This is a genomic window from Citrobacter braakii (genome assembly GCF_009648935.1).
Lineage (GTDB): Bacteria > Pseudomonadota > Gammaproteobacteria > Enterobacterales > Enterobacteriaceae > Citrobacter > Citrobacter braakii.
This window is the reverse complement of the sequence record NZ_CP045771.1, coordinates 3,594,126-3,618,203: the sequence shown is the minus strand read 5'-3', so window position 1 is coordinate 3,618,203 and position 24,078 is coordinate 3,594,126. Positions and strand designations below refer to the sequence as shown.

Genomic DNA, 24,078 nt, shown 5'->3' with positions numbered 1-24,078 from the left:
GCCAAAAATATCGCAGTTTTGCAAAAAAAACTGCCTGAAGGATGGCGGGTATATCTATTAAACCTTCTTGCAAAGGAAAACATGATGGCTAATGGTTGGACAGGTAATATTTTACGGGTCAATCTCACCACGGGGAATATCACCCTTGAAGATTCCAGTAAATTTAAAAAATTTGTCGGCGGGATGGGCTTTGGTTATAAAATTATGTACGACGAAGTCCCGCCAGGCACCATGCCTTTTGATGAAGGGAATAAACTGGTTTTCGCCACCGGGCCATTAACGGGCTCTGGTGCCCCTTGTAGCTCCCGCGTCAATATCACCTCCTTATCGACTTTTACCAAAGGCAATTTAGTGGTGGATGCTCATATGGGCGGCTTCTTCGCTGCGCAAATGAAATTCGCCGGTTACGACGCCATTATTATCGAAGGCAAGTCCGCGACGCCTGTCTGGGTCAACATCAAAGATGAAAAGGTCAGCATCGAAAAAGCCGATTTCCTGTGGGGTAAGGGAACGCGCGCCACAACCGAAGAGATTTGCCGCATTACCAGCCCGGAAACCTGCGTCGCCGCTATTGGTCAGGCGGGTGAAAATCTGGTGCCGCTCTCCTGCATGATCAACAGTCGCAACCACAGCGGAGGCGCCGGTACTGGCGCGGTAATGGGGTCGAAAAACCTGAAGGCTATTGCGGTAGAAGGGACCAAAGGGGTCAATATTGCCGATCGCAAAGAGATGAAGCGGCTCAATGATTACATGATGACCGAGCTCATCGGTGCCAACAACAACCACGTTGTGCCAAGCACCCCGCAGGCTTGGGCAGAATACTCTTCGCCAAACTCGCGCTGGACGGCCCGTAAGGGACTGTTCTGGGGCGCGGCAGAAGGGGGACCAATCGAAACCGGGGAAATCCCGCCGGGTAACCAGAATACCGTGGGTTTCCGTACCTATAAATCCGTATTCGATCTGGGGCCAGCTGCTGAGAAATACACGGTCAAAATGAGCGGCTGCCATTCATGCCCCATTCGCTGTATGTCGCAGCTCAATGTCCCGCGGGTGAAAGATTTTGGCGTGCCAAGTACCGGCGGTAACACCTGCGTGGCGAACTTTGTCCACACCACCATTTTCCCCAATGGCCCGAAAGATTTCGACGATAAAGACGATGGGCGCGTGGTGGGAAATCTGATTGGTCTGAACCTGTTTGACGATTATGGCATCTGGTGTAACTACGGGCAGTTGCACCGTGATTTTACTTACTGCTATTCGAAAGGCGTCTTTAAGCGCGTACTGCCAGCTGAAGAGTATGCGGAGATCCGCTGGGATCAGCTGGAAGCGGGCGATCCTCATTTTATTAAGGATTTTTACTACCGGTTGGCGCATCGCGTGGGGGAACTCAGCCATCTTGCGGACGGATCGTATGCCATTGCTGAACGCTGGAATTTGGGCGAGGAGTACTGGGGTTATGCCAAAAATAAACTGTGGTCGCCGTTTGGTTTCCCTGTCCACCATGCAAACGAGGCCTCTGCACAGGTGGGGGCTATCACTAACTGTATGTTTAACCGTGACTGTATGGCGCACACCCATATCAACTTCATCGGTTCCGGTTTACCGCTGAAATTACAGCGCGAAGTGGCGGGCGAGCTATTTGGTTCGCAGGATGCATACGACGAAACCAAAAACTACACCCCGATCAATGCCGCCAAGATCAAATATGCCAAATGGACGCTGCTGAAAGTCTGTCTGCATAACGCGGTTACGCTGTGCAACTGGGTGTGGCCGATGACGGTTTCACCACTCAAGAGCCGTAACTATCGCGGCGATTTGGATCTGGAAGCAAAATTCTTCCAGGCGGTCACCGGCGATGAAACCACGCAGGCGAGTCTGGACCTGGCCGCTGAACGCATCTTTACTCTGCACCGTGCCTATACGGTCAAATTGATGCAAACCAAAGATATGCGCAATGAGCACGATCTCATCTGCTCCTGGGTGTTTGATAAAGATCCGAAGATCCCGGTCTTCACTGAAGGGACCGACAAGATGGACCGGGAGGATATGCGTCAGTCGCTGACGATGTTCTATCAGGAAATGGGCTGGGATCCAGAGCTGGGTTGCCCAACGCGTGAAACCCTGAACCGACTCGGACTTGAAGATGTAGCCGCTGATTTGGCTGCACAAGATCTGTTGCCGGCGTAAGGAATGCGAGATGACTAACGTGAGCGACGTTCTGACCCCCGTTGAGGCGTTTCCTGACGAAGTGGATAGCCGAAAGAGACAGTGGCTGCAGGCGTTTCACCCGCCTGTAGAACAGATGAATGTGCCCCAGGTTCAGGAACCAGCCAGCCCGGAGTTGATTGTGGCAGATTTTATCCGTCAGCATTCAGCATCGGGGCAACTGGTGGCGCGCAGTGTCTTTTTGCTGCCGCCTTATTCGGTTCCTGAAACCGATCTTTCCGCGCTGCTGGATGTGCTGGGCCAGGACGCGAATGGTGCGGATATCACCTGTGTGCAGGGTGCGGAAGAAGCATATTTCTATTCGACGCAAACCATGACGGCAAATTACGCCGACATGTGTGTGCAGGTGGTGGAAAACGACATCTGCCGTGCTATTGCCGAGGCGGTACGCTTCGACTGTCGAACGTATCCTCGCCCTTATAAGGTCGCCATGTTGACGCAACCGCCGTATCGCTTTGAGTCTCAACAGATTGCCGCTGCGCTCACGGCCATGGAAACGCATCCCGATTATGCAGATATACGGACTGTGGAATCGTCAAATGCGGAGCCTTATTTGTTCAGCGAACGTTTTATGAGTTATGGCAAAGCGTACGGCCTGTGCGAATGGCTTGAGGTTGAGCAGTATCAGAACCCCTGAATTATTCAGGTTGATGTCATGGAACGTGTGGACGACCACTGTCACAGTATTAGAGGATAACCCGATGTCCTTCACCCGACGAAAATTTGTCATTGGCATGGGGACGGTGATTTTTTTCACTGGCCCAGGTCAAAATCTGTTAGCGAGTACCAGGAGTTCTAAAGACGTACATTACGTCATGATTCACGATGAATCACTGTGTAACGGATGTAATATCTGCGCCCGCGCATGCAGGAAAACCAATCATGTTCCTGCGCAGGGTAGCCGTTTGTCGATAGCTCATATTCCGGTTTCGGACAACGACAACGAAACGCTGTATCACTACTTCCGTCAGTCCTGCCAGCACTGTGATGATGCCCCCTGTATTGAGGTGTGTCCGACCGGCGCCTCATGGCGAGATGACAACGGCATTGTGCGGGTAGACACGTCTTCCTGTATCGGCTGCAGTTACTGTATTGGCGCGTGTCCTTATCAGGTGCGTTATCTCAACCCGCAGACCAAAGTGGCGGATAAATGCGACTTCTGCGCTGAATCTCGTCTGGCGAAAGGTTTCCCGCCGATCTGTGTTAACGCCTGCCCGGAACATGCGCTGATTTTTGGTCGCGAAGATAGCCCGGAAATTCAGACCTGGTTGAGAGAAAATAAGTATTACGAGCATCAACTTGCAGGCGCCGGGAAACCCCATCTGTATCGTCGGTTCGGTCAACATTTGATTAAAAAGGAAAATGTATGAACGCGTCGCAGAATGCCGAACAGTTTCACGCCCAGCTTGCGCAGTATGTTCCCCTGTTTTCACCGGACTACTGGCCTGTGTGGTTGGTCATCGCCGGGTTAATGCTGGTGGGGATGTGGCTGGTGCTGGCGCTACACGCCATGCTGCGCTTTCGGGCCGCGCATAAAGCGTCGGCAGGGCATGGTGAGAAAGTCTATTTATACTCGAAGGCCGTTCGTTTGTGGCACTGGTCGAATGCGCTGCTATTTCTGCTACTTCTGGTCAGTGGCCTGGTCAATCACTTCTCCGTCGTCAGTGCGTCGGTGATGAAAAGCCTGCTTACCGTGCATGAGGTCTGCGGCTTTTTGCTGCTCGCCTGCTGGATTGGCTTTGTCCTGATCAATCTGATTGGCGGCAACGGGCATCACTATATTATTCAACGTCAGGGCTGGATCGGACGAGCGCAAAGACAAACGCGTTTTTACCTGTTTGGCATTATGCAGGGCGAGTCACACCCATTCCCGGCATCAAAGCGTTCTAAATTCAACCCGCTACAGCAGGCGGCCTATGTTGGCGTGATGTATGGCTTACTGCCACTGCTGCTGATTTCAGGGTTGTTATCGCTCTATCCGACGGTTGTCGGTGACCTGTTCCCCGGCGTGCGTTACTGGTTGCTCCAGGCGCACTTCGCGCTGGCAATAATCAGTCTGTTTTTCATTTTTGGGCATCTTTATCTCTGCACGACAGGTCGTACGCCGGGCGAAACTTTCAAGTGTATGGTGGATGGCTATCACCGGCATTAAGCGATGATGATTACGCGAAGTGACTTACGGGCCTGGCGCGTTGGGCCCGTAATGTATCGCTGGTTTCTACGCGCGTTTCCAACTGGCGGAAGCTATGCTGATGTCCATCGTGCGCTCCAGCGGGAAGGGTATACAGACTGGGCAAATAGTCTGGTGGAATACGGCTGGTCAAAATGGCGGGAAGAGGCGAGTTTTGCCCAGCAGGATATTCGCGCGATGGGGAATATTTCCCGTGTGCAAACGGCGGGGGAAATCAGCCCTCCGCTGGCGAGTGCGGAAGATAATGCCCGATTCAGTTGTGCAGGCGATAACGTTAAAATCACCAGCGCCGGGTATGCCGCACAGATCGCCAGCGCAGGTTACAGCGCACGTATTGGTAGCGTAGGCTATAACGCGCATATCGGCAGTTCAGGCGATCGCGGGCGAATTGCGGTTGCGGGAAATTCGGCACGTATCAGTAGCGTGGGTGACGGGACGCGTATCGCCAGTACCGGCATGCGCGTACGCATCAGTTCGCTCGGCGACAGAAATCGGATTGCCTGCGGTGGTGATTTAACCCAGTTGGCCTGTTTTGGCGCAGAGTCTAAAATCGCCAACTGCGCCGACAACATCCACATTATTGCCAGCGGAGAGAACGCCGTTGTTGCCAGTACCGGTGTTGTCGATTCGATAATACTCGGTCCCGGCGGCTGCGCGGCGCTGGCCTATCACGATGGCGAGAGAATGCGTTTTGCGCTTGCCGTTGAGGGGGAAAATAACATCCGGGCGGGCGTGAAATATCGGCTCAACGAAGACCACCAGTTTGTGGAATGTTGAGCCGTGATCTCATTTTAACGCGAAGCGGCGTTGGGTGATTTTCTCCAGGCTCAGGCACAGCAGGTAATAGACCAGTCCGGTAAAGATAAAAATGGCTGCCGGATAGATTTGTACCCGGCTGTTAACCTGACCCGCAACCGTTGTGAGTTCCGGCACGTTAACGATAAACGCCAGCGACGTGTCCTTCAGTAATCCAATAAAAATCCCCGTCAGCGATGGCAGTACGTTACGCAGCACCTGCGGCAATAAGATAAGCCACAGGGCCTGATACGGGCGAAAACCCTGAACCACGGCAGCATCATATTGCCCGCCAGGCAGCACGCTAATTCCTGCATACACTGAGTGCATGACCGAGGCGGCGGTGAACCATGCCAGCGCCAGCGTCACGGTAACGGCTCCGGGGAGATCGCTTCCGGTCAGCATGGGTAGCAAATACCACATCCAGAAAATCACAAAGATTAGCGGAATGCCGCGAATAAACTCCGCCCAGATAAACAACCCGTTGCGAACCGTGCCTGGAAAACGCCAGGCGCAGCAGGCAAGAACTATCCCACCAGGCAAGGCCAGCAGCGCCGCGCCGAGAGCCATCAACAACGTGAGCAGAACGCCGCCGGGTTGTCCCTGGGCCACCCGTCCCCACATGAGATAATCAAGATTGTCGGTAATGATCGAAATATTAGCGATCATGCAGTATGCTCCTGACGCTGAAGATACGCGTTTTAACCTTTGACGATTTACCCGATGCAGGCCGTGGGCCAAGACGCGTAAGCAGCATACCCAGAACGATGCCGGTGAGCAGATAGAGCGCAGTGCCAACAGCAAAGGCTTCCAGCGCGTGCGCGTTGTAGCTCTCAATTTGCCGCACCTGGTAGGTGAGCTCAGCAAATCCAATACCGCTGGCAAGCGAGGAAAGTTTCATCAGGTTAAGGTATTGCCCAACAATGGGTTGCCAGGCGTTCGCCAGTCCCTGAGGAAGCAGAATGTGACGAAACGTCGCCCAGGATGAAAAACCCTGCGCCACGGCAGCCTCACGTTGTCCGGCAGAAACCGCCTGTAAACCAGAGGCGATCTCCTCGACCAAAAATGCCGAGGTAAATACGCCCAGCCCCCATGCTGAACAGATAAACTCTGGTGTTAACCACCAGACATCGCCTGGCAGAATAGACCAGGGATGCTCTGCATTGATGAAGGTAATGACGTTGCGGGGCAGCCAGTTCCATGCGGCAAAATACCAGAACATCAGTTGCACCAGTAAAGGCGTGTTGCGAAACACCGAAACCCATACACTGACCACCGCTTTGTTGAAGCGATGGCCCGTCAGACGCAGGCCGAGTAGGAAGATGGCAATGAGCGTGGCGAGTACGACACCTGCCAGTGTCACCCAGAGCGTGGTGAGAAAACCGGAAATTATCCATTGCAGAGGTTGCCCGCTCAGCACTCCCTGCCAGTCCATTGCAAGCATTATAGCGATGACTCCTGGTGTAACGGGTCGAGCACTTTTTTCAGGAAACGCCGGGTTCTCGGGTGCTGTGGCCGGGTGAAAAAATCCTCCGGCGCGGCCACTTCAAGAATTTCTCCGCCATCGATGAATACCACGCGATCGGCAATCTCACGGGCAAAATGCATTTCATGGGTCACAACGAGCATGGTGATACCGCTGTGGGCCAGGTTTTTCATCACCTGTAATACTTCGCCGATCATTTCTGGATCCAGCGCGGAGGTGGGTTCATCAAACAGAAGGATTTGTGGCGATGAGGCCAGCGCGCGGGCGATGGCCACGCGCTGTTGCTGCCCTCCGGACAACTGTGCGGCATAAGCGCTCGCTTTTTCTGCCAGTCCCACCTGATCCAGCAATTCGAGTGCCCGACGCGCGGCTGCCGCCTTGTTCCAGCCGTGAACATATTCCAGCGCCAGCGAGATGTTCTGATGCGCTGTCAGATGCGAATAGAGATTGAATTGCTGAAAAACGAAACCGATACGGCTGCGTAACTGGCGTAATGCTGCCCCGCGCAACTGACTAATTGGTTTGTCATCAATGAAAATCTCGCCACCGCTGAGCGACTCAAGCTGGTTGATAAGGCGTATAAGCGTGGATTTTCCCGAGCCAGAAGGGCCCAGAATAGTCACCACTTCACCGGGTTCAACTGACAGGCTGACGCCGTTAAGTACGGTATGAGTGTCAAACTGTTTGATGACATTGCGCAGTTCGACGCTTGCCTGGCGCAAATGGGTAAAATCCGCCGCGGAAACTGCACAACGATGAAACAGGGCTGAGAGCATATTACTTCGCTTCTATTTTAAAGGCGCGGGGTTGCGGATTTTTGGTTTCAGGGCCAAACCAGACATCATAAATTTTTGCCGCCTGCCCGGTAGATTCCAGCCTCAAAAGCTCATCATTGACGGCTTTTAACAGCGCTGGCTCACCTTTTTTCACTCCCACGCCAATCTCTTCTTTGCTCAACAGGTCAGGCAGAATTTTGAAATCTGCTTTATCCGGCGCACCGCTTAATAGACCGGCCAGAATCGTACTGTCCTGGGTGATGGCCTGAACATTGCCATTGCGTAGCGCGGTTAACGCCAGTGGAATATCGTCGTAGGCCAGCACACGTGACTGCGGGAAGCGCTGATGTAGCGCCTGCTCACCGGTAGTGCCTTTCACCGCACCGATTCGCGCTTTGCTGTATGCATCGAGCTGGTCCGGGGATTTGGCCGGTACCAGGAACTGCTGCCCGGTAACAAAATAGGGGACGGAGAAGTCAATGACCTGCGCCCGCTCAGGCGTAATCGTGATATCCGCCACGATTAAATCGGCTTTACCGGATTGTAATAACGGAATGCGGTTTGCCGGATTAGTCGCTACCAGTTCCAGTTTTACGCCGAGGGATTTTGCCAGCGCTTCAGCAAAATCAACGTCATAGCCGACAATCTTATGCGTTTTGGCATCGACGGAGCCAAACGGTGGATTCGCGTCGAATGTCGCAACTTTTACTATGCCTGCGGCTTTGATATCGGCCAGTTGGTCAGCCTGAGCCTGCGAGGCGGCAATGCCGGTGGCCAGCAGCACGCCGAGTGCCAGCAGTGTTTTTTTAGCGCGATAAGTTTTCGTTGCCATCATGATGTAAATCCCTGTCGTTTTTGGTTTGTGCTTTTTACGCTCCCATAACTTACGTTCAGGACAAAATAAGAAAAAATTCTTATCTATTTACAAAATGTTATTAGTGAAAGCGGTGTTAACAATGGGTAAACGCAATGGGAAATGTAGATAAGAGGAGGGGCATAGTCTGGCGGTAAAAAAACCGGCATTGCGCCGGTTTGGAAATCAGATTTTACAGGCGTCGCCGCAGTCATTATCAGCAATAATGTCCTGCGCTTTCTTGTCAGCATCTTCCAGACGTTCAGCATTACGCTCTTGCGCTTCTTCCAGTCCATCAAAGACCAGATTATCGAGATCAATTTCCATCATTCACCTGCTCAGGTTCAGCGTTTAACATCACATTATTATATTGCAAAAATGTTGCTTAACAGCAGCGATTCTTGCTACTTAGCGTCGAACTCAATTCGGGGTGCCTGTTTATCCGCCAATTGGCCAACAGTTCGCAATTGCTAAAGAACCGTGAAGCGGAAATACCGAAAAATACTTGTGCCCTCGACTGTTCTACTTCCACTTTTTCATTAACGTGATGCGCGATCATTTTTAACAAATTAGCGACAAAATCACTATACATATAACTTAATATCTTTTATACATTAATTGTTCAACCCTGCGACTATTCCACAAAAGAGAAAGCTATATGGAACAGACACCTGATAAGAAAAACGATAATTTTCAAAAAGATGGCAAAGAACAGTTCAATCGCTCGATCGGTCTTATTTCAAACTTTGCGTTGGGTTTTACCTACCTTTCGCCGCTTACCGCCGTCTATTCGCTGTTTGCACTGGCCGTAACGCTGGCGGGGCCGCCCGCAGTCTGGTGGATTTTAATCGTCGCATGTGGACAATTTTTAGTGGCGTTGGTGTTTGGTGAGGTGGCTTCCCAGTATCCGATAACCGGCGGGCTTTATCCCTGGGCCAGAAGGTTATGGGGCAAGAAATATGCGTGGATCGCTGCCTGGATTTACCTGTGGGCACTGGTGGTCACCATTACGTCAATCGCGGAATATACTTCAACATTTGTTGAGTCGCTCTTCCACTATGGTCAGACGCCAGCCACTATGTTGGCGACTTCCGTCCTGCTGCTGCTTTTGATGATGGCTGTTAATATGTCCGGGACTAAAAATCTGGCTCGGGTCGCAAAAATTGGCTTCTGGTGTGAAATCGTTAGCGTGATTGCGCTGGGAATTTATCTGCTGATATTCCACCGTTCGCAGCCATTCTCCGTAATTTTTGATTCGATGGGCGTGCTGGCGCATGACGGCAGCTATTCCACCGCATTTATGTCTGCCGCGCTGATGGGACTGTTTATGTTCTTTGGCTTTGAGGCCTGCGGTAACGTTGCGGAAGAGGTACAGAATCCAAGTAAAAAGATCCCGGTTGCGATGATTTTGAGCATCGTATTTGGTGCGATTTCGGCGATTATTTCCGTCATGGGATATCTCCTGGCTTCACCAAATCTGGTCAGTATCGTGAATGGCAAAACGTCTGATCCCATTCCGGCCATCCTTAATGAAGCACTTGGTGAAACTGGCGCAACTATCTTTATCATCGTCGCGATTGTGGCGATGCTGTCGTGCATTTTGTCTCTGCAGGCTGCGTTAAGCCGTCTTATCTTTTCTTTCTCCCGCGACAGAATGCTGCCGGGAAGTGAGTGGATGTCAAAGATCTCTAAAAATGGTGTTCCGGATAATGCCATGGTTGTTAGCTGTCTGCTGCCAGTCATCATCTGCGTTTGGGTCTATTTCCAGCCAGACAATCTGTCGCGTATTACCGCGTTTGCCGTCATCGGTATTTATATCTCGTTCCAGATGGTTGTGCTTGCCGCACTGCGCCAGCGCCTGAAAGGCTGGAAACCGGCCGGGGAGTGGACCATTGGCGGTTGGGGCGTGATTGTGAACGTGCTGGCGCTAGCCTATGGATTGTGTGGGATCTGGTTGTTGGCGCAACCGGCAGACAGCAGCGATTTCATCGATCGTTGGACGGTACTGTTCGGCCTGGCGATTGTCGTTGGCTCCGGGCTTATCTATATGTTCCTGACCCGACCGTTTGGTCGCTCTGCGGCACCGGAAAACGACGCCATTGCCTACGCTAACAAGCTGAATATGGGGCAGGATAACTAAAAACTAAGGGCCTTCGGGCCCTTAGTTTTGATAGTGATAAAGGATAAAGTAGTCGCTCTGATAAACAACGGTACTGTTTGCGGGAGAGAGTAATTCACCCACGCGAAAACGTGGCCAACTGGAAAAGATAATTCTGTTTTCCAGATTGGTCAGAATGACATAGTCAGGATGAGCGCAGGAGAGCAGTTCGGCCTCTATCTGACTGACCAGCAGATCGACGGCGGCAACGCCAAGAAACTGATCGTTGTAGTAGATCGGCACTGCCGAGGTCAGGGTGTAGGAAATATTGCAGATATAGTCGACGTAGGGACCGTGGATATAGGCTTTTCCTGCCGGAGGTGAGTGCTTAAACCACTCGAAGGTTCTGAAATCCAGACGTTGCTGGGTGGCCTGATCTAAATCGAGGTGCGCCTGACTCAAACCATTATCTTTCTTATACCACCATTCCAGCAGCCAATACTCTTTTGTGGTGGCAGTGCTCTCAATATGGCTGGCGAACCCGGCCCCTGAACAGTAATGATTGTTACTGAGGGTGCGCTTGATGTGTTGCTGAACGGTAGATCTCACCGATGGATCGAGGACAACTTCTGCTGAGGCCTTTTGCACCCCGGAAATCGCCTCATGGATGCTCCTCGCCAGCGCAACGGTAGAATCTACGGTAGAGGCGGTAATATCATCAATCTTACGAATTAATGCGCTTAAGGATGTCGAAGAGCTCATTGTCTGTCCTGCCTTCACTGATTGTCAGTTCGAGTTATATTTCAGCTTTTTTTCAATAAGGTAATAGGTAAACGTGTCGATGATCCGTGTGGCAAGCTGCACGGATTCTGCCTCGTTGTGAGCCGCCAGCGCATCGGCCAGTGCCGAGTAAAGCGCAATAATTTCGGCATGAATGTTGTCTGCGCGATAAAGTATCGCCACCAGCGATGCCCATTCAGCCTGGACCTGCAGCTCCTGATTGGCCAGTCGCGCGGAATGTGAACTGGCAGCTATCGCCAGTAGACAGCGCATATCGGCCTGGGTCATAAGCTCTGGTGAGTTTGCCTTGCTGAGCACCTCAACAAACTCGCGAAATTTGGCGATATCCGCGCCGGTCATCCGTCTGGAAGCCAGCCTTGCGCTATGGCTGATAATGGCGCAATGCATTTCGCCCAGGTCAGAAAGATAATCCGTACTGATCGCTTTGAACGGATGCAGGGCGCTGTTTTTGCCATCAATATTTTCGCAAACGAAGCTCCCGCCATTACGACCACGAACCGTATGGATAAGATTATTAGCCCGAAGCGTGTTTAGCGCTTCTCTGATAGTGATATGTGAGACACCCATCATCTTTGCCAAATCAGTTTCGTTGGGGAGCTGTTCTTTTGGCTCCAGCAACCCCGTGATAATGGCGTTTGACAGGCGCTGCACTATCTGGTCTGAACGACTGACCTGCCCGATAGGCGCAAATATGACCGCGTGAGTAATCATAATCTTTTCTGCACTCAATTCCCTGAAACAACGACCATTTTTAACACATGCCCGTCAGGCAAGGAAGGTAAGAATGGCCGAGTTATTTTACATGCCTATGCGCAATGTCACTGCACAAGCGGATGTGTGTCCCGATAACCTCATGATGAGCTGAGCAAACGCGTTGGCTCACGATGAAAAGCCTTATCTCGAAAATGTAAAAATTAAGTTAAAAATGCGAGGCTTATCATAGTGTCAATGTTGCGCATTTGAAAATATTTTACAATATATATATTACATAAGATTCTTTATGTATTAACAGACAGGAGACAGACATGAAAACCCTGAAGCATTTTATTAATGGGCAATATGTAGCAGGTCGTAGCGAAGATACCTTCGAACTGGTGAGTCCGGTCGACGGCGAAACGTACGCATTATCACCCAACGCCAATGCGGAAGAGGTGGAGCAGGCCTACTCGGCGGCGGAGGCGGCGTTTAGCATCTGGCGAAAATCGACACCGGCACAGCGGCAAAAGGCGTTATTGCAGCTGGCAGATGAGATTGAACGAAACGTTGAGCGGCTGGTGAACGCGCAGAGTCAGGAGACTGGTCAGCTTCGCCATTTTATTGAGAAGGAAGAGATCGCGGCATCCTGCGATGCCATCCGTTTTTTTGCCGGTGCGGCGCGCTGTCTTGAAGGGAAAGCGGCAGGGGAATATTCCGCTGGGTTTACCTCGACTATCCGCCGTGAACCGCTGGGTATCGTTGGCCAAGTCACGCCATGGAACTACCCGTTCATGATGGCGGTATGGAAGATTGCGCCAGCGCTGGCAGCAGGCAATACGGTCGTATTAAAACCCAGCGACACCACGCCGGTCAGCACGCTGCTGTTGGCTGAACTGGCCGCGCCGTTGTTCCCAAGAGGGGCGTTTAACGTCGTATTAGGTAAAGCCAGCACCGGTTCGCTGGTGGTTTCAAACCAGAAGGCCTCACTGGTTTCGATTACCGGTTCGGTCCGCGCGGGCCTACAGGTTGCGGCTTCGGCAGCGGCGAACCTGACCAAGGCGCATCTGGAATTGGGCGGGAAAGCGCCTGCGGTGGTGTTTGCTGATGCAGATATGGACAAGGCGATCGCGACGATCACCACGGCAGGTTTCTTCAATGCTGGCCAGGATTGCACGGCGGCTACGCGTATTCTGGTCGAACAATCCATCTACGCTGAATTCCTGGAAAAGCTGGTTCAGAAAACGAAGAGTATTAAATTTGGACCGCCAGCGGATCAGGCTGCGCTATATGGCGCATTGAACAGTAAAAACCAACTGGAGCAGGTGAAAGGCTTTATTGCGCGTTTACCGGCACATGCAAAAATTGAAACGGGTGGGCGTGCCGGGCCAGGTCCGGGCTTCTATTTTGAGCCGACGATCGTCTCCGGATTGCATCAACATGACGAAGCTATTCAGCATGAAGTATTTGGACCGGTAATGACTATTCAGCCGTTTTCGACTGATGAAGAGGGTCTACACAAAGCGAATGATGTGGAATATGGTCTGGCCGCCAGCGTCTGGACCAGTAACCATGGTCGCGCACAGCGCTTCAGCATTGACCTCGATTTTGGCACCGTGTGGATCAACAATCACATTCCTCTGTGCGCCGAAATGCCGCACGGCGGGTTCAAAAAATCGGGTTATGGCAAAGATCTCTCATCCTATTCGCTCGAAGAATATACTCGGGTGAAACATATCATGTGTGACATTTCTGAATAGAGAGGATTTCGATGAAAACATTAAACATAGCGGTGCTTTCATTCGTGATGTTCTCGGGCTATAGCCTGGCAGAAAGCACATCGCTGAATACCGTTAAAGAGTATATGGCGGCCTGGAATGCACACGATGCTTCGCGAGCCGCGCAATATCTTGCTGATGACGCAGTCTATTATGATGCCGCCGCTGGCGAACCGATAAATGGCAGAGAAAAAGCTGAAAAAGACGTTATCGGTGCCTTTATTAAGGCGGTGCCAGATCTGAGCTGGAAAATGGTCGGCAAACCCGTGTACGACGAAGATACCGTGGCGTTTCGTTGGGAATTTTCAGGCAAAAATAGTGGCGAATGGGCAGGGAGTCCGCCGACAAATAATCCGATAAAATTTGAAGGTGTCAGCTATATTCATGTTAAAGCAGGTAAAATCACCTGGCAGGGTGATTATTATGATTCTAAAAAACTGGATGAAGAGTTAAAGCCAGGGAAATAGTCGGCTGTACCCCTTTATTACTATGAAGGGGGACATCTCTTATTTGTGTCGTATTTAGGGCAGTGTGTAGCAATAAGGAAAAAAGTTAATGGCAATTACCAGACGTGATTTTCTCAACGGCGTCGCGGTGACTATTGCGGCGGGGCTTACCCCGCTGGAATGGGTCAGGGCGGCAGGAAAGGGAAACGCATTTATAGATGGAAATTATTATCCGCCAGGGCTGACGGGGCTGCGGGGTAATCATCCTGGATCGTTTGAAATGGCGCATGCAGTAGGCCGCGAGCATAAACATTTTGATTTAAACGCTCTGCCCGTTGAGGAAGAGTATGATCTGGTGATTGTGGGCGGCGGTATTAGCGGGCTGGCTGCCGGTTGTTTCTGGCGCCAGCTTGCCGGGCAAAATAGCCGGATCCTGATCCTCGATAACCATGACGATTTTGGCGGACACGCCAAACGTAACGAATTTACGAGCTCAGGTAAGAAATTACTCGGCTATGGCGGCAGCGAAGCATTCCAGTCGCCCGCGCACAATTTCAGCCCTGAGGTGCAAAAACTGATGGAAACCGTGGGCGTCAGCGTCACGCGGTTAAAAGAGAGTTTTGACGTAAACTTCTACCCCGACTGGCAGCTCAGTCGCGGTGTTTTCTTCGACAAAAAGAATTTTGGCGAGACAAAAATCGTCAGCGGCGATCCGGGGCGCGCGGTATCTGATGATATCCCGCCGAACAGGCTCAATGGCCGTAAAATTGAAGACTTTATCAATGATTTTCCGCTAAGTGAGCACGACCGAAAGGCGTTGATCGACCTGCACGTCCATCCTGGCGATTATCTTCCGGGCATGACGGTCGATGAGAAAATGGAATGGCTGGATACCCACAGCTACAGTGAATTTTTGGCCACAAAAGTTGGTTTGAGCAAAATGGCGCTGCTCTATTTTCAGCAGCGTTCTAATGACTTCTTCGCCATCGGCATTGAAGGCATTTCCTGTAGCGATGCCAGGGCGTGCGCATTACCCGGCATGGAGGCGCTGGGAATACCGCCGTTGGACGGCGAGTCGCTGGCCGACCTCGAAGAGCCGTATGTTTACCATTTCCCTGACGGTAACGCCGGGCTGGCCCGACTGTTAGTCAGGTATATGCTGCCGGATGCGCTACCGGGTAACACGATGGAAGACTCTGTCCTTGCCAGACTGCATTACGAAAAGCTGGATCTGCCGGAAAACACCACGCGCTTGCGTCTGAATAGCACGGTGATTAATGCGGCCAACACAAAGGATGGCGTGGTGGTGACCTATCTGCGTGACGGCAAAATGCATCGCGTGCGCGGTAAAAACACCATCATGGCGGGCTATAACATGATGATCCCGTATCTGGTGCCTGAGATGCCGGAACAGCAGCAGGCGGATCTCAAACTGAACGTGAAGGCACCGCTGGTGTACACCAACGTGGTGGTCAAAAACTGGCAGGCGTTCAAACAGCTTGGCGTGCATGAATTTTACTCTCCGGCGGCACCATACAGCCGGATTAAGCTCGACTATCCGGTCAGCATCGGCGGGTATCAACACCCGGCCTCACCGGACGATCCGATGGTCATTCACATGGTCTATGTGCCTACTTATCCGGGCAGTAATCTGTCGGCCAGAGAGCAATTCCGTCTGGGGCGAGCGTATTTACTGGGGACCACATTTGCGACGCATGAGGAGATGATTCGCTCCCAGTTACAGGAAATGTTTGGCTCAACGGGCTTTGATAATCAACGCGATATCTCCGCCATTACGGTTAACCGCTGGGCGCATGGCTATGCGTATTACGCCAACGCGTTGTTCGATGATATGGATAAAATGCCAGAAATTATCGAGCGGGCGCGTCAGCCAGTTGGTCGCATTGCCATCGCTAATTCCGATTCTGACTGGGGCGCTTATGCCCATACGGCCATCGACCAGGCATGGCGTGCGGTTAATGAACTCAAGGATATGGGGTGATCTATGCGTAATGTAACCGTTCTTGCCGCCTGTTTGTTTACCGCCTCTGTGAGTGCAGCGGAATCTAATGGCGAATATATCGCCCGTATCTCTGACTGTGTGGCCTGTCATACCACCGAAGGGGGGGCGGCGATGGCGGGTGGCAAAAAGTTTCCTACTCCGGTAGGGGATATTTATTCGACCAACATTACCCCAGACAAGACCCAGGGTATTGGTAATTACTCATACGAGGATTTTGACAAGGCCGTACGTCAGGGAATTGCTAAAGATGGTCATCCGTTATATCCGGCCATGCCTTATCCCTCTTACGCAAAACTTTCTGATGACGATGTACAGGCGTTGTATCGCTATTTTATGCATGATGTCACCCCCTCTGGGCAGCCCAATAAAGAGAATGCCATTCCGTGGCTACTCTCCGCCCGCTGGCCGCTGCATATCTGGAACTGGCTGTTTACCGACGCGCCAGCGACGGCTGTAGAACGTGCGAAAACGGATGACAACACTGCGTTGGTAAAACGGGGCGCTTATCTGGTGGAAGGTCCCGGACACTGCGGTTCTTGCCATACCCCGAGAGGCATGGCGATGAACGAAAAAGCGTATACCAATGCTGATGCCGAGTACCTGAGCGGCGCGATGATCGACGGCTGGTATGCGCCTTCGCTGCGCGGCACGGGAATGTCTGAGCAGGAATTAAAATCGCTGTTGCTGACCGGTAAAAGCAAGCATGCCGCGGTTTCAGGTTCGATGGCAGAAGTCGTCACGCAGAGTACACAGTATCTGACCGATGACGATGCCACGGCGATCGCGCAATATCTGCTGAGCCTGAAAAGCGAGAAGCCTGAAACGGTGCGCGCAGCGGCAACTACGGTGTCCTGGTCGAATTCACCCGAGGCGGGCAAAGTGACCTATAACCGCTACTGCTCCACCTGTCACGGTCTGGAGGGGAAAGGTACGGATGATAACGCACCTTCTTTGATCAACAATCCGTTGGTGATGGTTGATGACCCGACGCCGCTATTCAGAGTGATTGCCCACGGCGCAGAAACACCGACAACGCGTGGCAGCGTCTCCTTTAAGATGCCGGCTTACGGTGGCATGTTAAGCGACAACGAAATGCGCGACGTGATTAATTACGTGCGTAAAAGTTGGGGAGAAGGGAACGGCGAAGTAAGCCAGAAGGACCTGGCAGGAATTAAAAAAGCGTCACATTAAACAGCATGTCGGATGGACAAGGTGCTTGCAGCGCCATCCGGCAGTGCTTAAACGGCGTTTACTCTGATAATACCCACCAGTCGGGTAAACGCCGACGCCATTTCATTCTCTTCGATACTGGCAAATCCCAGCAGCAGGCCGCTGCGTTTCTCTTCATTCACGTAATAGCGAGACAGCGGGCGCACCAGCAGCCCTTGCGCATTTGCCTGTTGGGCAATGAGAACGTCATCGCTCCCGACGGGCAACTGTAGAATCATATGCAACCCGGCGTTGCTGCTGAAGGAGCCAAGATACTGCTCGCCCAACTGGCGGCTGATAAGCTCCACCAAGGTTTGGCGGCGACGACTGTATAACTGGCGCATTTTACGAATGTGCGCCGCGTAGTAACCCTCGCGGATAAACTCCGCCAGCGCTGCCTGAATCAGCAAATGTCCACCACGATAGAGGTCGTTATGAACCTTCTTCAGCGGCGCGGCGAGCGGTTTGGGCAGTACCACATAACCGAGCCGCAGTGCGGGATAGAGTGTTTTACTGAATGTCCCGATATAGATGACCGGCGTCTCTTCTTCCAGTCCCTGCAATGATGGAATTGGCTGGCCGGAAAAGCGAAATTCGCTGTCGTAGTCATCTTCCACTATCCAGCTTCGCGTTTCACGTGCGCGAAAGAGAAGTGCCCGACGGCGGTTGAGGCTCATTACCGAACCGAGCGGATATTGATGTGACGGTGTCACAAAAATCAGCTTTGGCGCAGATTCGCCAGCCTCTGGCGGCACCATACCTTGTTCATCAACCGGGATCGCCGAAAAGTTAACCGCATTGATGCGCAGAATATTTTTGATTCCCCAGTAGCCCGGCTCCTCAATCCATGCGTTATCCCCCGGGTTGCATAGCGTCCGGGTCACCAGATCCAGCGCCTGGTGAATACCTTCAGTAATCAGAATTTGCTCCGGTGAACACCGCACCCCGCGTGCGGTGCGCAGATAGTCTGCCAGCGCTTCTTTCAGCTCAGTCACGCCGCCTGCGGCATCGTACGTGAGAAACTCCGGGCGCAAGCGCCTCGCCAGCCGATCCTGAATTTTTTTGAGCACCCGGTGAGGGAAATGCTCCACATCAGGCACGCCTGGAATAAATGCGCCCCATTGACGAGGGCTGGCGCTGGCATGGCCCAGCAGCTCAAGGCAGCGGGCAGATAAGCGGGTGTGATCCTCCAGTGTGGCGGCAACGGGCTCTTTGTGGGGACGCAGGTCAAGATTGTCCAGCACGCTGTCGGTGACAAATGTGCCGCTGCTGGTGCGCGCGGAAATATAACCTTCGGCCTGCAATTGCTCGTAAACCCGCAGGACGGTATTGCGCGATAGCGTCAGTTCGCCTGCCAGGTCACGCGACGGAGGCATTCGGGTAGCCGGTTTCAGGCTACCTTCGAGGATGCAGCTGCAGATGGCGGCATACAGGCGACGATGCAGCTTTTCATCGGTCTGCTGGCTAAATGCCTGCTTGATCACATCTCCGGCAAGTGAACGCATTTGGATCCTTAAAATAAAACGATTTGGCTCTCGATTAAAGTACCAGATGGCGTCTAAATTTAAAGGGTAATTCAACCTAAATGTATTAATGGACAAGGTGTAGAGAATGAACAATAAAAACCTGCAACAACGTCGTCTGGATGCCACCCCGCGTGGCGTGGGTGTAATGTGTGATTTTTATGCCCAGTCAGCAGAAAACAGCACAATTACCGATATCGAAGGCAATCAGTACATCGATTTTGCCGCCGGGATTGCCGTGCTGAACACCGGACACCGTCATCCTCGCCTGGTGCAGGCAGTCGAAGCGCAACTGCAGGCTTTTACCCATACGGCTTATCAGATTGTCCCGTACGAAAGCTATGTGTCTTTGGCGGAGAAAATCAACGCCGTTGCGCCAATCGACGGCAAGCGCAAAACCACATTCTTCACCACCGGGGCTGAAGCGGTCGAAAATGCGGTGAAAATTGCGCGCGCACATACCGGCCGTCCTGGCGTTATTGCTTTTGGCGGCGGTTTTCATGGGCGTACCTACATGACGATGGCGTTAACCGGCAAGGTGGCACCGTATAAAAAAGGGTTCGGCCCGTTCCCTGGCTCCGTTTACCACGCACCGTATCCTTGCGAGTTGCAGGGGATTTCTACGGCGGACTCCATCAAAGCGATTGAGCGCCTGTTTAAAGCCGATATCGATCCCACCCAGGTCGCGGCGATTATTTTCGAACCCGTCCAGGGTGAAGGGGGCTTCGTGGTGGCGCCGCCGGAGTTTGTGGCTGCCATCCGCCGTATTTGCGACGAGCATGGCATCGTGATGATCGCCGATGAGGTGCAAAGCGGGTTTGCCCGTACGGGCCAGTTGTTTGCGATGGACCACTACGCTGACAAAGCTGACCTGATGACTATGGCAAAAAGCCTTGCAGGCGGCATGCCGCTGTCTGGCGTCGTGGGCAAAGCTGAAATTATGGATGCGCCTGCGCCGGGTGGTCTGGGCGGAACCTACGCCGGAAACCCGCTGTCAATTGCGGCAGCTCATGCGGTGCTGGATATTATTCGTGATGAACAGCTGTGCCAGCGTGCGGCAGCTCTTGGCGAACAACTGCGCGCCACTCTAACTGATGCGAAAACCGGGTGTCCTGAACTGGCCGAAGTGCGCGGCTTAGGCTCTATGATCGCCGCTGAATTCTGTGATGCAGCGACGGGAGAACCCAACGCAGCCGCCGCACAACGCGTGCAGAAGAAAGCCCTTGAGCAAGGATTACTGCTGCTGACCTGCGGTCAGTATGGCAACGTTATTCGCTTCCTTTATCCGCTGACGATCCCGCAGGATCAGTTCGCCAAAGCGCTCGATATCATTAAAGCGGCAACCAAATAATCCGTTAGTCCTGGTGTTACCCACAGCCGACGGTGGTCATCACCGTCGGCTTTTTTGTCGGCATAAATTGATCTTCCTCGTGTGTCGTGCGGTATTTATCGCGAATGGGTTGCCTGTTATATCGTTATATAATTTAATACACATCGTTTTTACTCCGCTATCCAGATGGTATCCCATGTTAACTTTCCGCTCTTTTGTGCTGGTATGCGCCAGCATGTTGTTTGCGTTTTCTGCCCAGGCCGACCGTACGATCACCGACCAGCTTGGTCGTCAGGTCACGATTCCGGACCACGTCGACAAAGTGGTCGTGCTGCAACACCAGACGCTGAATATTCTGGTCCAGCTTAATGCTCAGCAGGACATTATTGGCGTGATGTCGAGTTGGAAAAAACAGCTCGGGCCTGAGTTTGCGCGCTTTATGCCGACAATTGCCACATTGCCGACGCCGGGCGATCTCACCAGCGTGAATATTGAAAGCCTACTGGCGATTCATCCACAGGTGGTTTTTGTCGCCAACTATGCGCCAGCGGAGATGATCCAGCAGATTCAGAACGCCGGTATTCCGGTCGTGGCAATCTCATTGCGCAAGGATGCAGCCGGGCAACAGAATAAAATGAACCCGACCATGGCCGATGAAGAGCAGGTCTACAACGAAGGGTTAAAGCAGGGGATTCGCCTGATTGCGGACGTCGTGGGGCGCAAACCGCAAGCTGAGACGTTGATCGACTACGTTTTTGCGGCGCGGGCAAAATTCAATGCGCCGGTCGCAAAAATCCCGGATGCTCAAAAAGTCCGTATTTATATGGCTAACCCCGACCTGATGACTTACGGCTCCGGGAAGTACACGGGACTCATGATGCAGCACGCGGGTGGGCTAAACGTGGCGGCTGCCAGTGTAAAAGGCGCCCGTCAGGTTGCGATGGAACAGGTATTGGCGTGGAACCCGCAGGTAATTTTTGTTCAGGATCGCTACCCGCAGGTGGTAACGGAGATCCAAAACGATCCTAACTGGCAGGGGATTGATGCGGTGAAAAATCATCGCGTCTGGTTGATGCCTGAGTACGCCAAAGCCTGGGGTTATCCGATGCCTGAAGCGTTGGCGATTGGTGAGCTGTGGATGGCCAAAAAACTGTACCCGGACGCCTACAAAGACGTGGATGTTGATGCGCAGGCGCAAGACTACTATCAGCGTTTTTATCGTGTGAACTGGCAGCCTGATGCAGTTAAGTAAGCGCATTTTACTCCAGCAACCACTCTTAATCGCGACGGTCCTGTTGCTGGGCCTTGGTTCGTTGTGCCTCGGACAATATCCGCTGTCGTTAAGAGAAGTCTTTTATCACCTGATGCACTATAGCGACGCTGAAGGGATTGCCGGTCAGGTTATCTGGACGGTCAGGCTACCGCGAATTCTGATGGCGCTGCTAGCGGGTGGGGCGTTGGGGTTATGTGGCGCGACGCTGCAAGGGGTATTTCATAATCCGCTGGTCGACCCGCATATTATTGGCGTGACGTCCGGGGCCGCTTTTGGCGGAACGCTGGCTATTCTGCTCGGCCTGTCGCCGTGGTTGATGATGGGTTCAACGTTTTTCTTCGGTCTGACGGCGCTGGTCCTGGTGTATGCCATTGCTGCGCTGCAGGGGCTGGAGAATACGCTGGTGCTGATCCTGTCGGGTATCATTTTGAGTGGTTTTTTTGCCGCGCTGGTGAGCCTGATTCAGTATCAGGCTGATACCGAAGAAACGTTACCCAATATCGTGTTCTGGCTGCTCGGCAGCTTTGCGACGGCTAACTGGCATAAAGTTCTGCTGTTGGCGATTCCAGTCGGTATCGCTGCGACAGTTTTGTATCAGCTACGCTGGCGGATAAACCTGTTATCACTCAATGATAAAGATGCCCGATCGCTAGGCGTCGCGGTGGTTCCTCTGCGACGCAGCGTTTTGCTGTGCTGCGCTTTTTTAGTTGCCGCTCAGGTAGCGGTCAGCGGCAGTATCGCCTGGGTTGGGTTGGTTATTCCGCATCTGGCGCGTTTGCTGGTGGGGGTTGATCATCGTCGTCTACTGCCGTGCGCCTTCTGGATGGGAGGCGGTTTTATGATTGTGGTGGATGATATTGCGCGTACCCTGATGCACGCGGAGATACCGCTTGGGATCATCACCGCATTATTCGGCGCGCCGCTGTTTGCTTTTTTACTCATCCGCTCCAGCCGCCGGGGGACATCATGAAACCTGCCGCATTGCGTGTAAATACGCTTACCTATGGGTATCGCGCGCCGCTATTTGAGCCGCTTACATTCAGTTGCCAGAAAGGTGAGATCTGGGCTGTGCTGGGACGTAACGGCCTGGGTAAAAGTACGCTGCTCGATACGCTAACCGGCACGCTACCAGCTTTGGACGGCAGCATTGAAATTGACGGCGGGATCGGGATTGTGGCGCAGCATTGCCACCTGCCATTTCCTTATACGGTGAGCGACGTGGTGCTGATGGGGCGGGCACAGCACGTGAAGCTTTTTGCGCAACCCAGCCAGCAGGATCAACAAAGAGCGACCCAGGCGCTGGAGCAGTTAAATATTGCCCAGCTTGCTTCCCACTCGTTTAGCTCACTTTCCGGGGGTCAACAGCAACTGGTGATGATAGCCCGGGCGCTGGTGACGGAGTGTCAGACGCTGCTGCTTGATGAGCCGTGCTCCGCGCTGGATCTCGCCAATCAGCAGGTGGTGCTTCAGCTCATCAGCGATCTGGCCCATCTACAGGGATGCAGCATTCTTTTTTCGACCCACGATCCGCTGCATGCGTTACAAATAGCCACCCATACTTTGCTGCTGCTCCCCGAAGGAAAATGGCGGGCAGGGCCAACGGACAGCATTGTGACGGAAGAGAATCTGTTCCTGGCCTATGGCTTACCGCTGCGAAAACTCAGTGTAGAGAACCACCCGACGCCGTTTATCGCACCGCTGTTTTCTGTTCGTCGTTAAGAGGTAAGAACCCGGCGGCGGTAAGAAACGCCTGACCGCCGTTGGAGAGCATGAATTTAACCAGCGCCATCACCTCGTTGGATGCATCGAGCACCGCCAGTTGGTATTCGCAGCGAATATTGTGCTCATCAGGGATAGCTACATAATGCACGTCGGGTTGGGCGCGCAGCGTATTCGCGTAATGCGCGTAGCCGATAAACAGATCGGCCAGTCCCTGGCGAAGGATCCAGGCGCTCGCCAGTTCACCAGACGGGATTTTCACCGTATCACGCCCACCAACCAGCGGGATGGCGCGCGCCCGAAGCTGTTGTCCGAGTCCTGGCTCCAGTACATCCATATTGTCGAAAAATGCCCAGGTATAGTCTCCGGAAGGGTCGCAGCCGGGCGTGGATGTACCTATTCTTAGCGTTGGGTCGCGGAGCAAATCCAGCCAGGCGCCGTTTCGGTTGCTGACCAGACTCAGTTGATTCCAGCTAAAGGTCTGCGTGAGGACAGCTTTTTGCAAAGCCAGCAGGCGTTGCGGGTGCTCCCGATTGGCTGAGGCAAAGAGCGCACACGGTTCACCGGCTTCAATACGCTCGCGTAATAAACCTGCCGGACCATATTCCACCTTCACGTCTATTCCGCTATGGCGCGAGAACTGGCTTATTAAAGGGGCAAATGCCAGGCGTAAACTGCCCGCGGCAAACAGAATAATGGAAGAGGGCATGGTATCCGATCTCTGGCGAAAAAGGTTTGCGAAGAGGATAAATGATACGCGCTGAGCATAGAGTTTAGAAGGCTTTGGCCTATCGCTTTGTGCCAGCATCATACGGAGTAATGATTAAGCTTAAGGTTACGAACAGGAGGCAATAAAAA

General features: G+C 52.7%; 23 protein-coding genes. 14 read left to right on the top strand and 9 right to left on the bottom strand.

Annotated elements, in window-relative coordinates; all coding sequences use genetic code 11:
• Positions 1-84 precede the first annotated feature (84 nt).
• From GFC06_RS16925 to ydhT, 5 genes are all read left to right on the top strand, one after another.
• Entirely contained in the window at positions 85-2,187 is a 2,103-nt protein-coding gene (locus tag GFC06_RS16925; RefSeq protein ID WP_153690748.1) for an aldehyde ferredoxin oxidoreductase, read from the top strand.
• A gap of 10 nt (positions 2,188-2,197) precedes the next feature.
• A complete protein-coding gene (locus GFC06_RS16920) occupies positions 2,198-2,863 on the top strand; it encodes a YdhW family putative oxidoreductase system protein (protein ID WP_153690414.1) in 666 nt (221 codons plus the stop codon).
• A 64-nt stretch (positions 2,864-2,927) separates the two neighbouring features.
• The gene (locus tag GFC06_RS16915; protein WP_016152923.1) at positions 2,928-3,596 is read left to right on the top strand and encodes a 4Fe-4S dicluster domain-containing protein; all 669 of its coding nucleotides are present in this window, start codon (positions 2,928-2,930) and stop codon (positions 3,594-3,596) included.
• Positions 3,593-4,378, top strand: a complete 786-nt coding sequence (gene phsC / locus GFC06_RS16910) for a thiosulfate reductase cytochrome B subunit (protein ID WP_016152924.1) — start codon at positions 3,593-3,595, stop codon at positions 4,376-4,378. The genes GFC06_RS16915 and phsC overlap by 4 nt, the downstream gene beginning before the upstream one ends.
• 3 nt (positions 4,379-4,381) lie before the next feature.
• Entirely contained in the window at positions 4,382-5,194 is an 813-nt protein-coding gene (gene ydhT / locus GFC06_RS16905; protein ID WP_016156379.1) for a protein YdhT, read from the top strand.
• A 9-nt stretch (positions 5,195-5,203) separates the two neighbouring features.
• On the opposite strand, the gene GFC06_RS16900 is transcribed toward ydhT, so the two are convergent.
• From GFC06_RS16900 to GFC06_RS16880, 5 genes are all read right to left on the bottom strand, one after another.
• On the bottom strand, positions 5,204-5,881 hold the full coding sequence (locus GFC06_RS16900) for an amino acid ABC transporter permease (protein WP_103766244.1): 678 nt from the start codon (positions 5,879-5,881) through the stop codon (positions 5,204-5,206).
• Positions 5,871-6,656, bottom strand: a complete 786-nt coding sequence (locus tag GFC06_RS16895) for an amino acid ABC transporter permease (protein ID WP_103766245.1) — start codon at positions 6,654-6,656, stop codon at positions 5,871-5,873. Before GFC06_RS16895 ends, GFC06_RS16900 begins: the two co-directional genes overlap by 11 nt.
• Positions 6,656-7,474 (bottom strand): amino acid ABC transporter ATP-binding protein, encoded by an 819-nt coding sequence (locus tag GFC06_RS16890; RefSeq protein ID WP_153690413.1) that lies wholly within the window; start codon positions 7,472-7,474, stop codon positions 6,656-6,658. Before GFC06_RS16890 ends, GFC06_RS16895 begins: the two co-directional genes overlap by 1 nt.
• 1 nt (position 7,475) lies before the next feature.
• Positions 7,476-8,309 (bottom strand): ABC transporter substrate-binding protein, encoded by an 834-nt coding sequence (locus tag GFC06_RS16885; RefSeq protein WP_049281875.1) that lies wholly within the window; start codon positions 8,307-8,309, stop codon positions 7,476-7,478.
• 204 nt (positions 8,310-8,513) lie between these two features.
• Positions 8,514-8,654, bottom strand: a complete 141-nt coding sequence (locus GFC06_RS16880) for a hypothetical protein (protein ID WP_016152930.1) — start codon at positions 8,652-8,654, stop codon at positions 8,514-8,516.
• A 331-nt stretch (positions 8,655-8,985) separates the two neighbouring features.
• Here GFC06_RS16880 and GFC06_RS16875 point away from each other — a divergent pair, with 331 nt between their 5' ends.
• Positions 8,986-10,467, top strand: a complete 1,482-nt coding sequence (locus tag GFC06_RS16875; RefSeq protein ID WP_153690412.1) for an APC family permease — start codon at positions 8,986-8,988, stop codon at positions 10,465-10,467.
• A 21-nt stretch (positions 10,468-10,488) separates the two neighbouring features.
• On the opposite strand, the gene GFC06_RS16870 is transcribed toward GFC06_RS16875, so the two are convergent.
• On the bottom strand, positions 10,489-11,187 hold the full coding sequence (locus GFC06_RS16870; protein WP_016152932.1) for a cache domain-containing protein: 699 nt from the start codon (positions 11,185-11,187) through the stop codon (positions 10,489-10,491).
• A gap of 24 nt (positions 11,188-11,211) precedes the next feature.
• Positions 11,212-11,937, bottom strand: coding sequence for a FadR/GntR family transcriptional regulator (locus GFC06_RS16865; RefSeq protein ID WP_016156385.1), 726 nt, complete (start codon positions 11,935-11,937; stop codon positions 11,212-11,214).
• Positions 11,938-12,251: 314 nt separating this feature from the next.
• On the opposite strand from GFC06_RS16865, the gene GFC06_RS16860 reads away from it, so the two are divergent.
• From GFC06_RS16860 to GFC06_RS16845, 4 genes are all read left to right on the top strand, one after another.
• Positions 12,252-13,679, top strand: coding sequence for a gamma-aminobutyraldehyde dehydrogenase (locus GFC06_RS16860; RefSeq protein WP_153690411.1), 1,428 nt, complete (start codon positions 12,252-12,254; stop codon positions 13,677-13,679).
• A gap of 11 nt (positions 13,680-13,690) precedes the next feature.
• The gene (locus tag GFC06_RS16855) at positions 13,691-14,164 is read left to right on the top strand and encodes an ester cyclase (RefSeq protein ID WP_052733163.1); all 474 of its coding nucleotides are present in this window, start codon (positions 13,691-13,693) and stop codon (positions 14,162-14,164) included.
• An 88-nt stretch (positions 14,165-14,252) separates the two neighbouring features.
• Positions 14,253-16,145 (top strand): flavin monoamine oxidase family protein, encoded by a 1,893-nt coding sequence (locus GFC06_RS16850; protein ID WP_016156387.1) that lies wholly within the window; start codon positions 14,253-14,255, stop codon positions 16,143-16,145.
• 3 nt (positions 16,146-16,148) lie between these two features.
• The gene (locus tag GFC06_RS16845) at positions 16,149-17,357 is read left to right on the top strand and encodes a c-type cytochrome (RefSeq protein ID WP_153690410.1); all 1,209 of its coding nucleotides are present in this window, start codon (positions 16,149-16,151) and stop codon (positions 17,355-17,357) included.
• A gap of 47 nt (positions 17,358-17,404) precedes the next feature.
• On the opposite strand, the gene pdxR is transcribed toward GFC06_RS16845, so the two are convergent.
• Entirely contained in the window at positions 17,405-18,880 is a 1,476-nt protein-coding gene (pdxR, locus tag GFC06_RS16840; protein ID WP_153690409.1) for a MocR-like pyridoxine biosynthesis transcription factor PdxR, read from the bottom strand.
• Positions 18,881-18,986: 106 nt separating this feature from the next.
• On the opposite strand from pdxR, the gene puuE reads away from it, so the two are divergent.
• The 4 genes from puuE to GFC06_RS16820 all read left to right on the top strand — a co-directional run bounded on the left by puuE (position 18,987) and on the right by GFC06_RS16820 (position 23,220).
• Complete coding sequence (gene puuE / locus GFC06_RS16835; RefSeq protein ID WP_153690408.1) at positions 18,987-20,249, top strand: 4-aminobutyrate transaminase; 1,263 nt, start codon at positions 18,987-18,989, stop codon at positions 20,247-20,249.
• Between the two features lie 175 nt (positions 20,250-20,424).
• A complete protein-coding gene (locus GFC06_RS16830) occupies positions 20,425-21,480 on the top strand; it encodes an ABC transporter substrate-binding protein (RefSeq protein WP_141875139.1) in 1,056 nt (351 codons plus the stop codon).
• Positions 21,467-22,471, top strand: coding sequence for a FecCD family ABC transporter permease (locus tag GFC06_RS16825; RefSeq protein ID WP_047499609.1), 1,005 nt, complete (start codon positions 21,467-21,469; stop codon positions 22,469-22,471). Before GFC06_RS16830 ends, GFC06_RS16825 begins: the two co-directional genes overlap by 14 nt.
• Complete coding sequence (locus GFC06_RS16820) at positions 22,468-23,220, top strand: ABC transporter ATP-binding protein (RefSeq protein WP_153690407.1); 753 nt, start codon at positions 22,468-22,470, stop codon at positions 23,218-23,220. The genes GFC06_RS16825 and GFC06_RS16820 overlap by 4 nt, the downstream gene beginning before the upstream one ends.
• Here GFC06_RS16820 and GFC06_RS16815 read toward each other — a convergent pair.
• Positions 23,189-23,929, bottom strand: a complete 741-nt coding sequence (locus tag GFC06_RS16815) for a substrate-binding domain-containing protein (RefSeq protein WP_101700851.1) — start codon at positions 23,927-23,929, stop codon at positions 23,189-23,191. The genes GFC06_RS16820 and GFC06_RS16815 overlap by 32 nt on opposite strands.
• Positions 23,930-24,078: the final 149 nt, after the last annotated feature.

What these genes read in the sequence shown, in the direction of transcription:
- GFC06_RS16875 (WP_153690412.1), top strand. Translation starts at nt 8,986, where the DNA reads ATGGAACAGACACCTGATAAGAAAAACGATAATTTTCAAAAAGATGGC.
- GFC06_RS16865 (WP_016156385.1), bottom strand. Translation starts at nt 11,937, where the DNA reads ATGATTACTCACGCGGTCATATTTGCGCCTATCGGGCAGGTCAGTCGT.
- puuE (WP_153690408.1), top strand. Translation starts at nt 18,987, where the DNA reads ATGAACAATAAAAACCTGCAACAACGTCGTCTGGATGCCACCCCGCGT.
- GFC06_RS16890 (WP_153690413.1), bottom strand. Translation starts at nt 7,474, where the DNA reads ATGCTCTCAGCCCTGTTTCATCGTTGTGCAGTTTCCGCGGCGGATTTT.
- GFC06_RS16920 (WP_153690414.1), top strand. Translation starts at nt 2,198, where the DNA reads ATGACTAACGTGAGCGACGTTCTGACCCCCGTTGAGGCGTTTCCTGAC.
- GFC06_RS16885 (WP_049281875.1), bottom strand. Translation starts at nt 8,309, where the DNA reads ATGATGGCAACGAAAACTTATCGCGCTAAAAAAACACTGCTGGCACTC.
- pdxR (WP_153690409.1), bottom strand. Translation starts at nt 18,880, where the DNA reads ATGCGTTCACTTGCCGGAGATGTGATCAAGCAGGCATTTAGCCAGCAG.
- GFC06_RS16855 (WP_052733163.1), top strand. Translation starts at nt 13,691, where the DNA reads ATGAAAACATTAAACATAGCGGTGCTTTCATTCGTGATGTTCTCGGGC.
- GFC06_RS16860 (WP_153690411.1), top strand. Translation starts at nt 12,252, where the DNA reads ATGAAAACCCTGAAGCATTTTATTAATGGGCAATATGTAGCAGGTCGT.
- phsC (WP_016152924.1), top strand. Translation starts at nt 3,593, where the DNA reads ATGAACGCGTCGCAGAATGCCGAACAGTTTCACGCCCAGCTTGCGCAG.
- GFC06_RS16895 (WP_103766245.1), bottom strand. Translation starts at nt 6,656, where the DNA reads ATGCTTGCAATGGACTGGCAGGGAGTGCTGAGCGGGCAACCTCTGCAA.
- GFC06_RS16880 (WP_016152930.1), bottom strand. Translation starts at nt 8,654, where the DNA reads ATGGAAATTGATCTCGATAATCTGGTCTTTGATGGACTGGAAGAAGCG.
- GFC06_RS16825 (WP_047499609.1), top strand. Translation starts at nt 21,467, where the DNA reads ATGCAGTTAAGTAAGCGCATTTTACTCCAGCAACCACTCTTAATCGCG.
- GFC06_RS16925 (WP_153690748.1), top strand. Translation starts at nt 85, where the DNA reads ATGGCTAATGGTTGGACAGGTAATATTTTACGGGTCAATCTCACCACG.
- GFC06_RS16820 (WP_153690407.1), top strand. Translation starts at nt 22,468, where the DNA reads ATGAAACCTGCCGCATTGCGTGTAAATACGCTTACCTATGGGTATCGC.
- GFC06_RS16830 (WP_141875139.1), top strand. Translation starts at nt 20,425, where the DNA reads ATGTTAACTTTCCGCTCTTTTGTGCTGGTATGCGCCAGCATGTTGTTT.
- GFC06_RS16900 (WP_103766244.1), bottom strand. Translation starts at nt 5,881, where the DNA reads ATGATCGCTAATATTTCGATCATTACCGACAATCTTGATTATCTCATG.
- GFC06_RS16845 (WP_153690410.1), top strand. Translation starts at nt 16,149, where the DNA reads ATGCGTAATGTAACCGTTCTTGCCGCCTGTTTGTTTACCGCCTCTGTG.
- GFC06_RS16870 (WP_016152932.1), bottom strand. Translation starts at nt 11,187, where the DNA reads ATGAGCTCTTCGACATCCTTAAGCGCATTAATTCGTAAGATTGATGAT.
- GFC06_RS16815 (WP_101700851.1), bottom strand. Translation starts at nt 23,929, where the DNA reads ATGCCCTCTTCCATTATTCTGTTTGCCGCGGGCAGTTTACGCCTGGCA.
- GFC06_RS16850 (WP_016156387.1), top strand. Translation starts at nt 14,253, where the DNA reads ATGGCAATTACCAGACGTGATTTTCTCAACGGCGTCGCGGTGACTATT.
- ydhT (WP_016156379.1), top strand. Translation starts at nt 4,382, where the DNA reads ATGATGATTACGCGAAGTGACTTACGGGCCTGGCGCGTTGGGCCCGTA.
- GFC06_RS16915 (WP_016152923.1), top strand. Translation starts at nt 2,928, where the DNA reads ATGTCCTTCACCCGACGAAAATTTGTCATTGGCATGGGGACGGTGATT.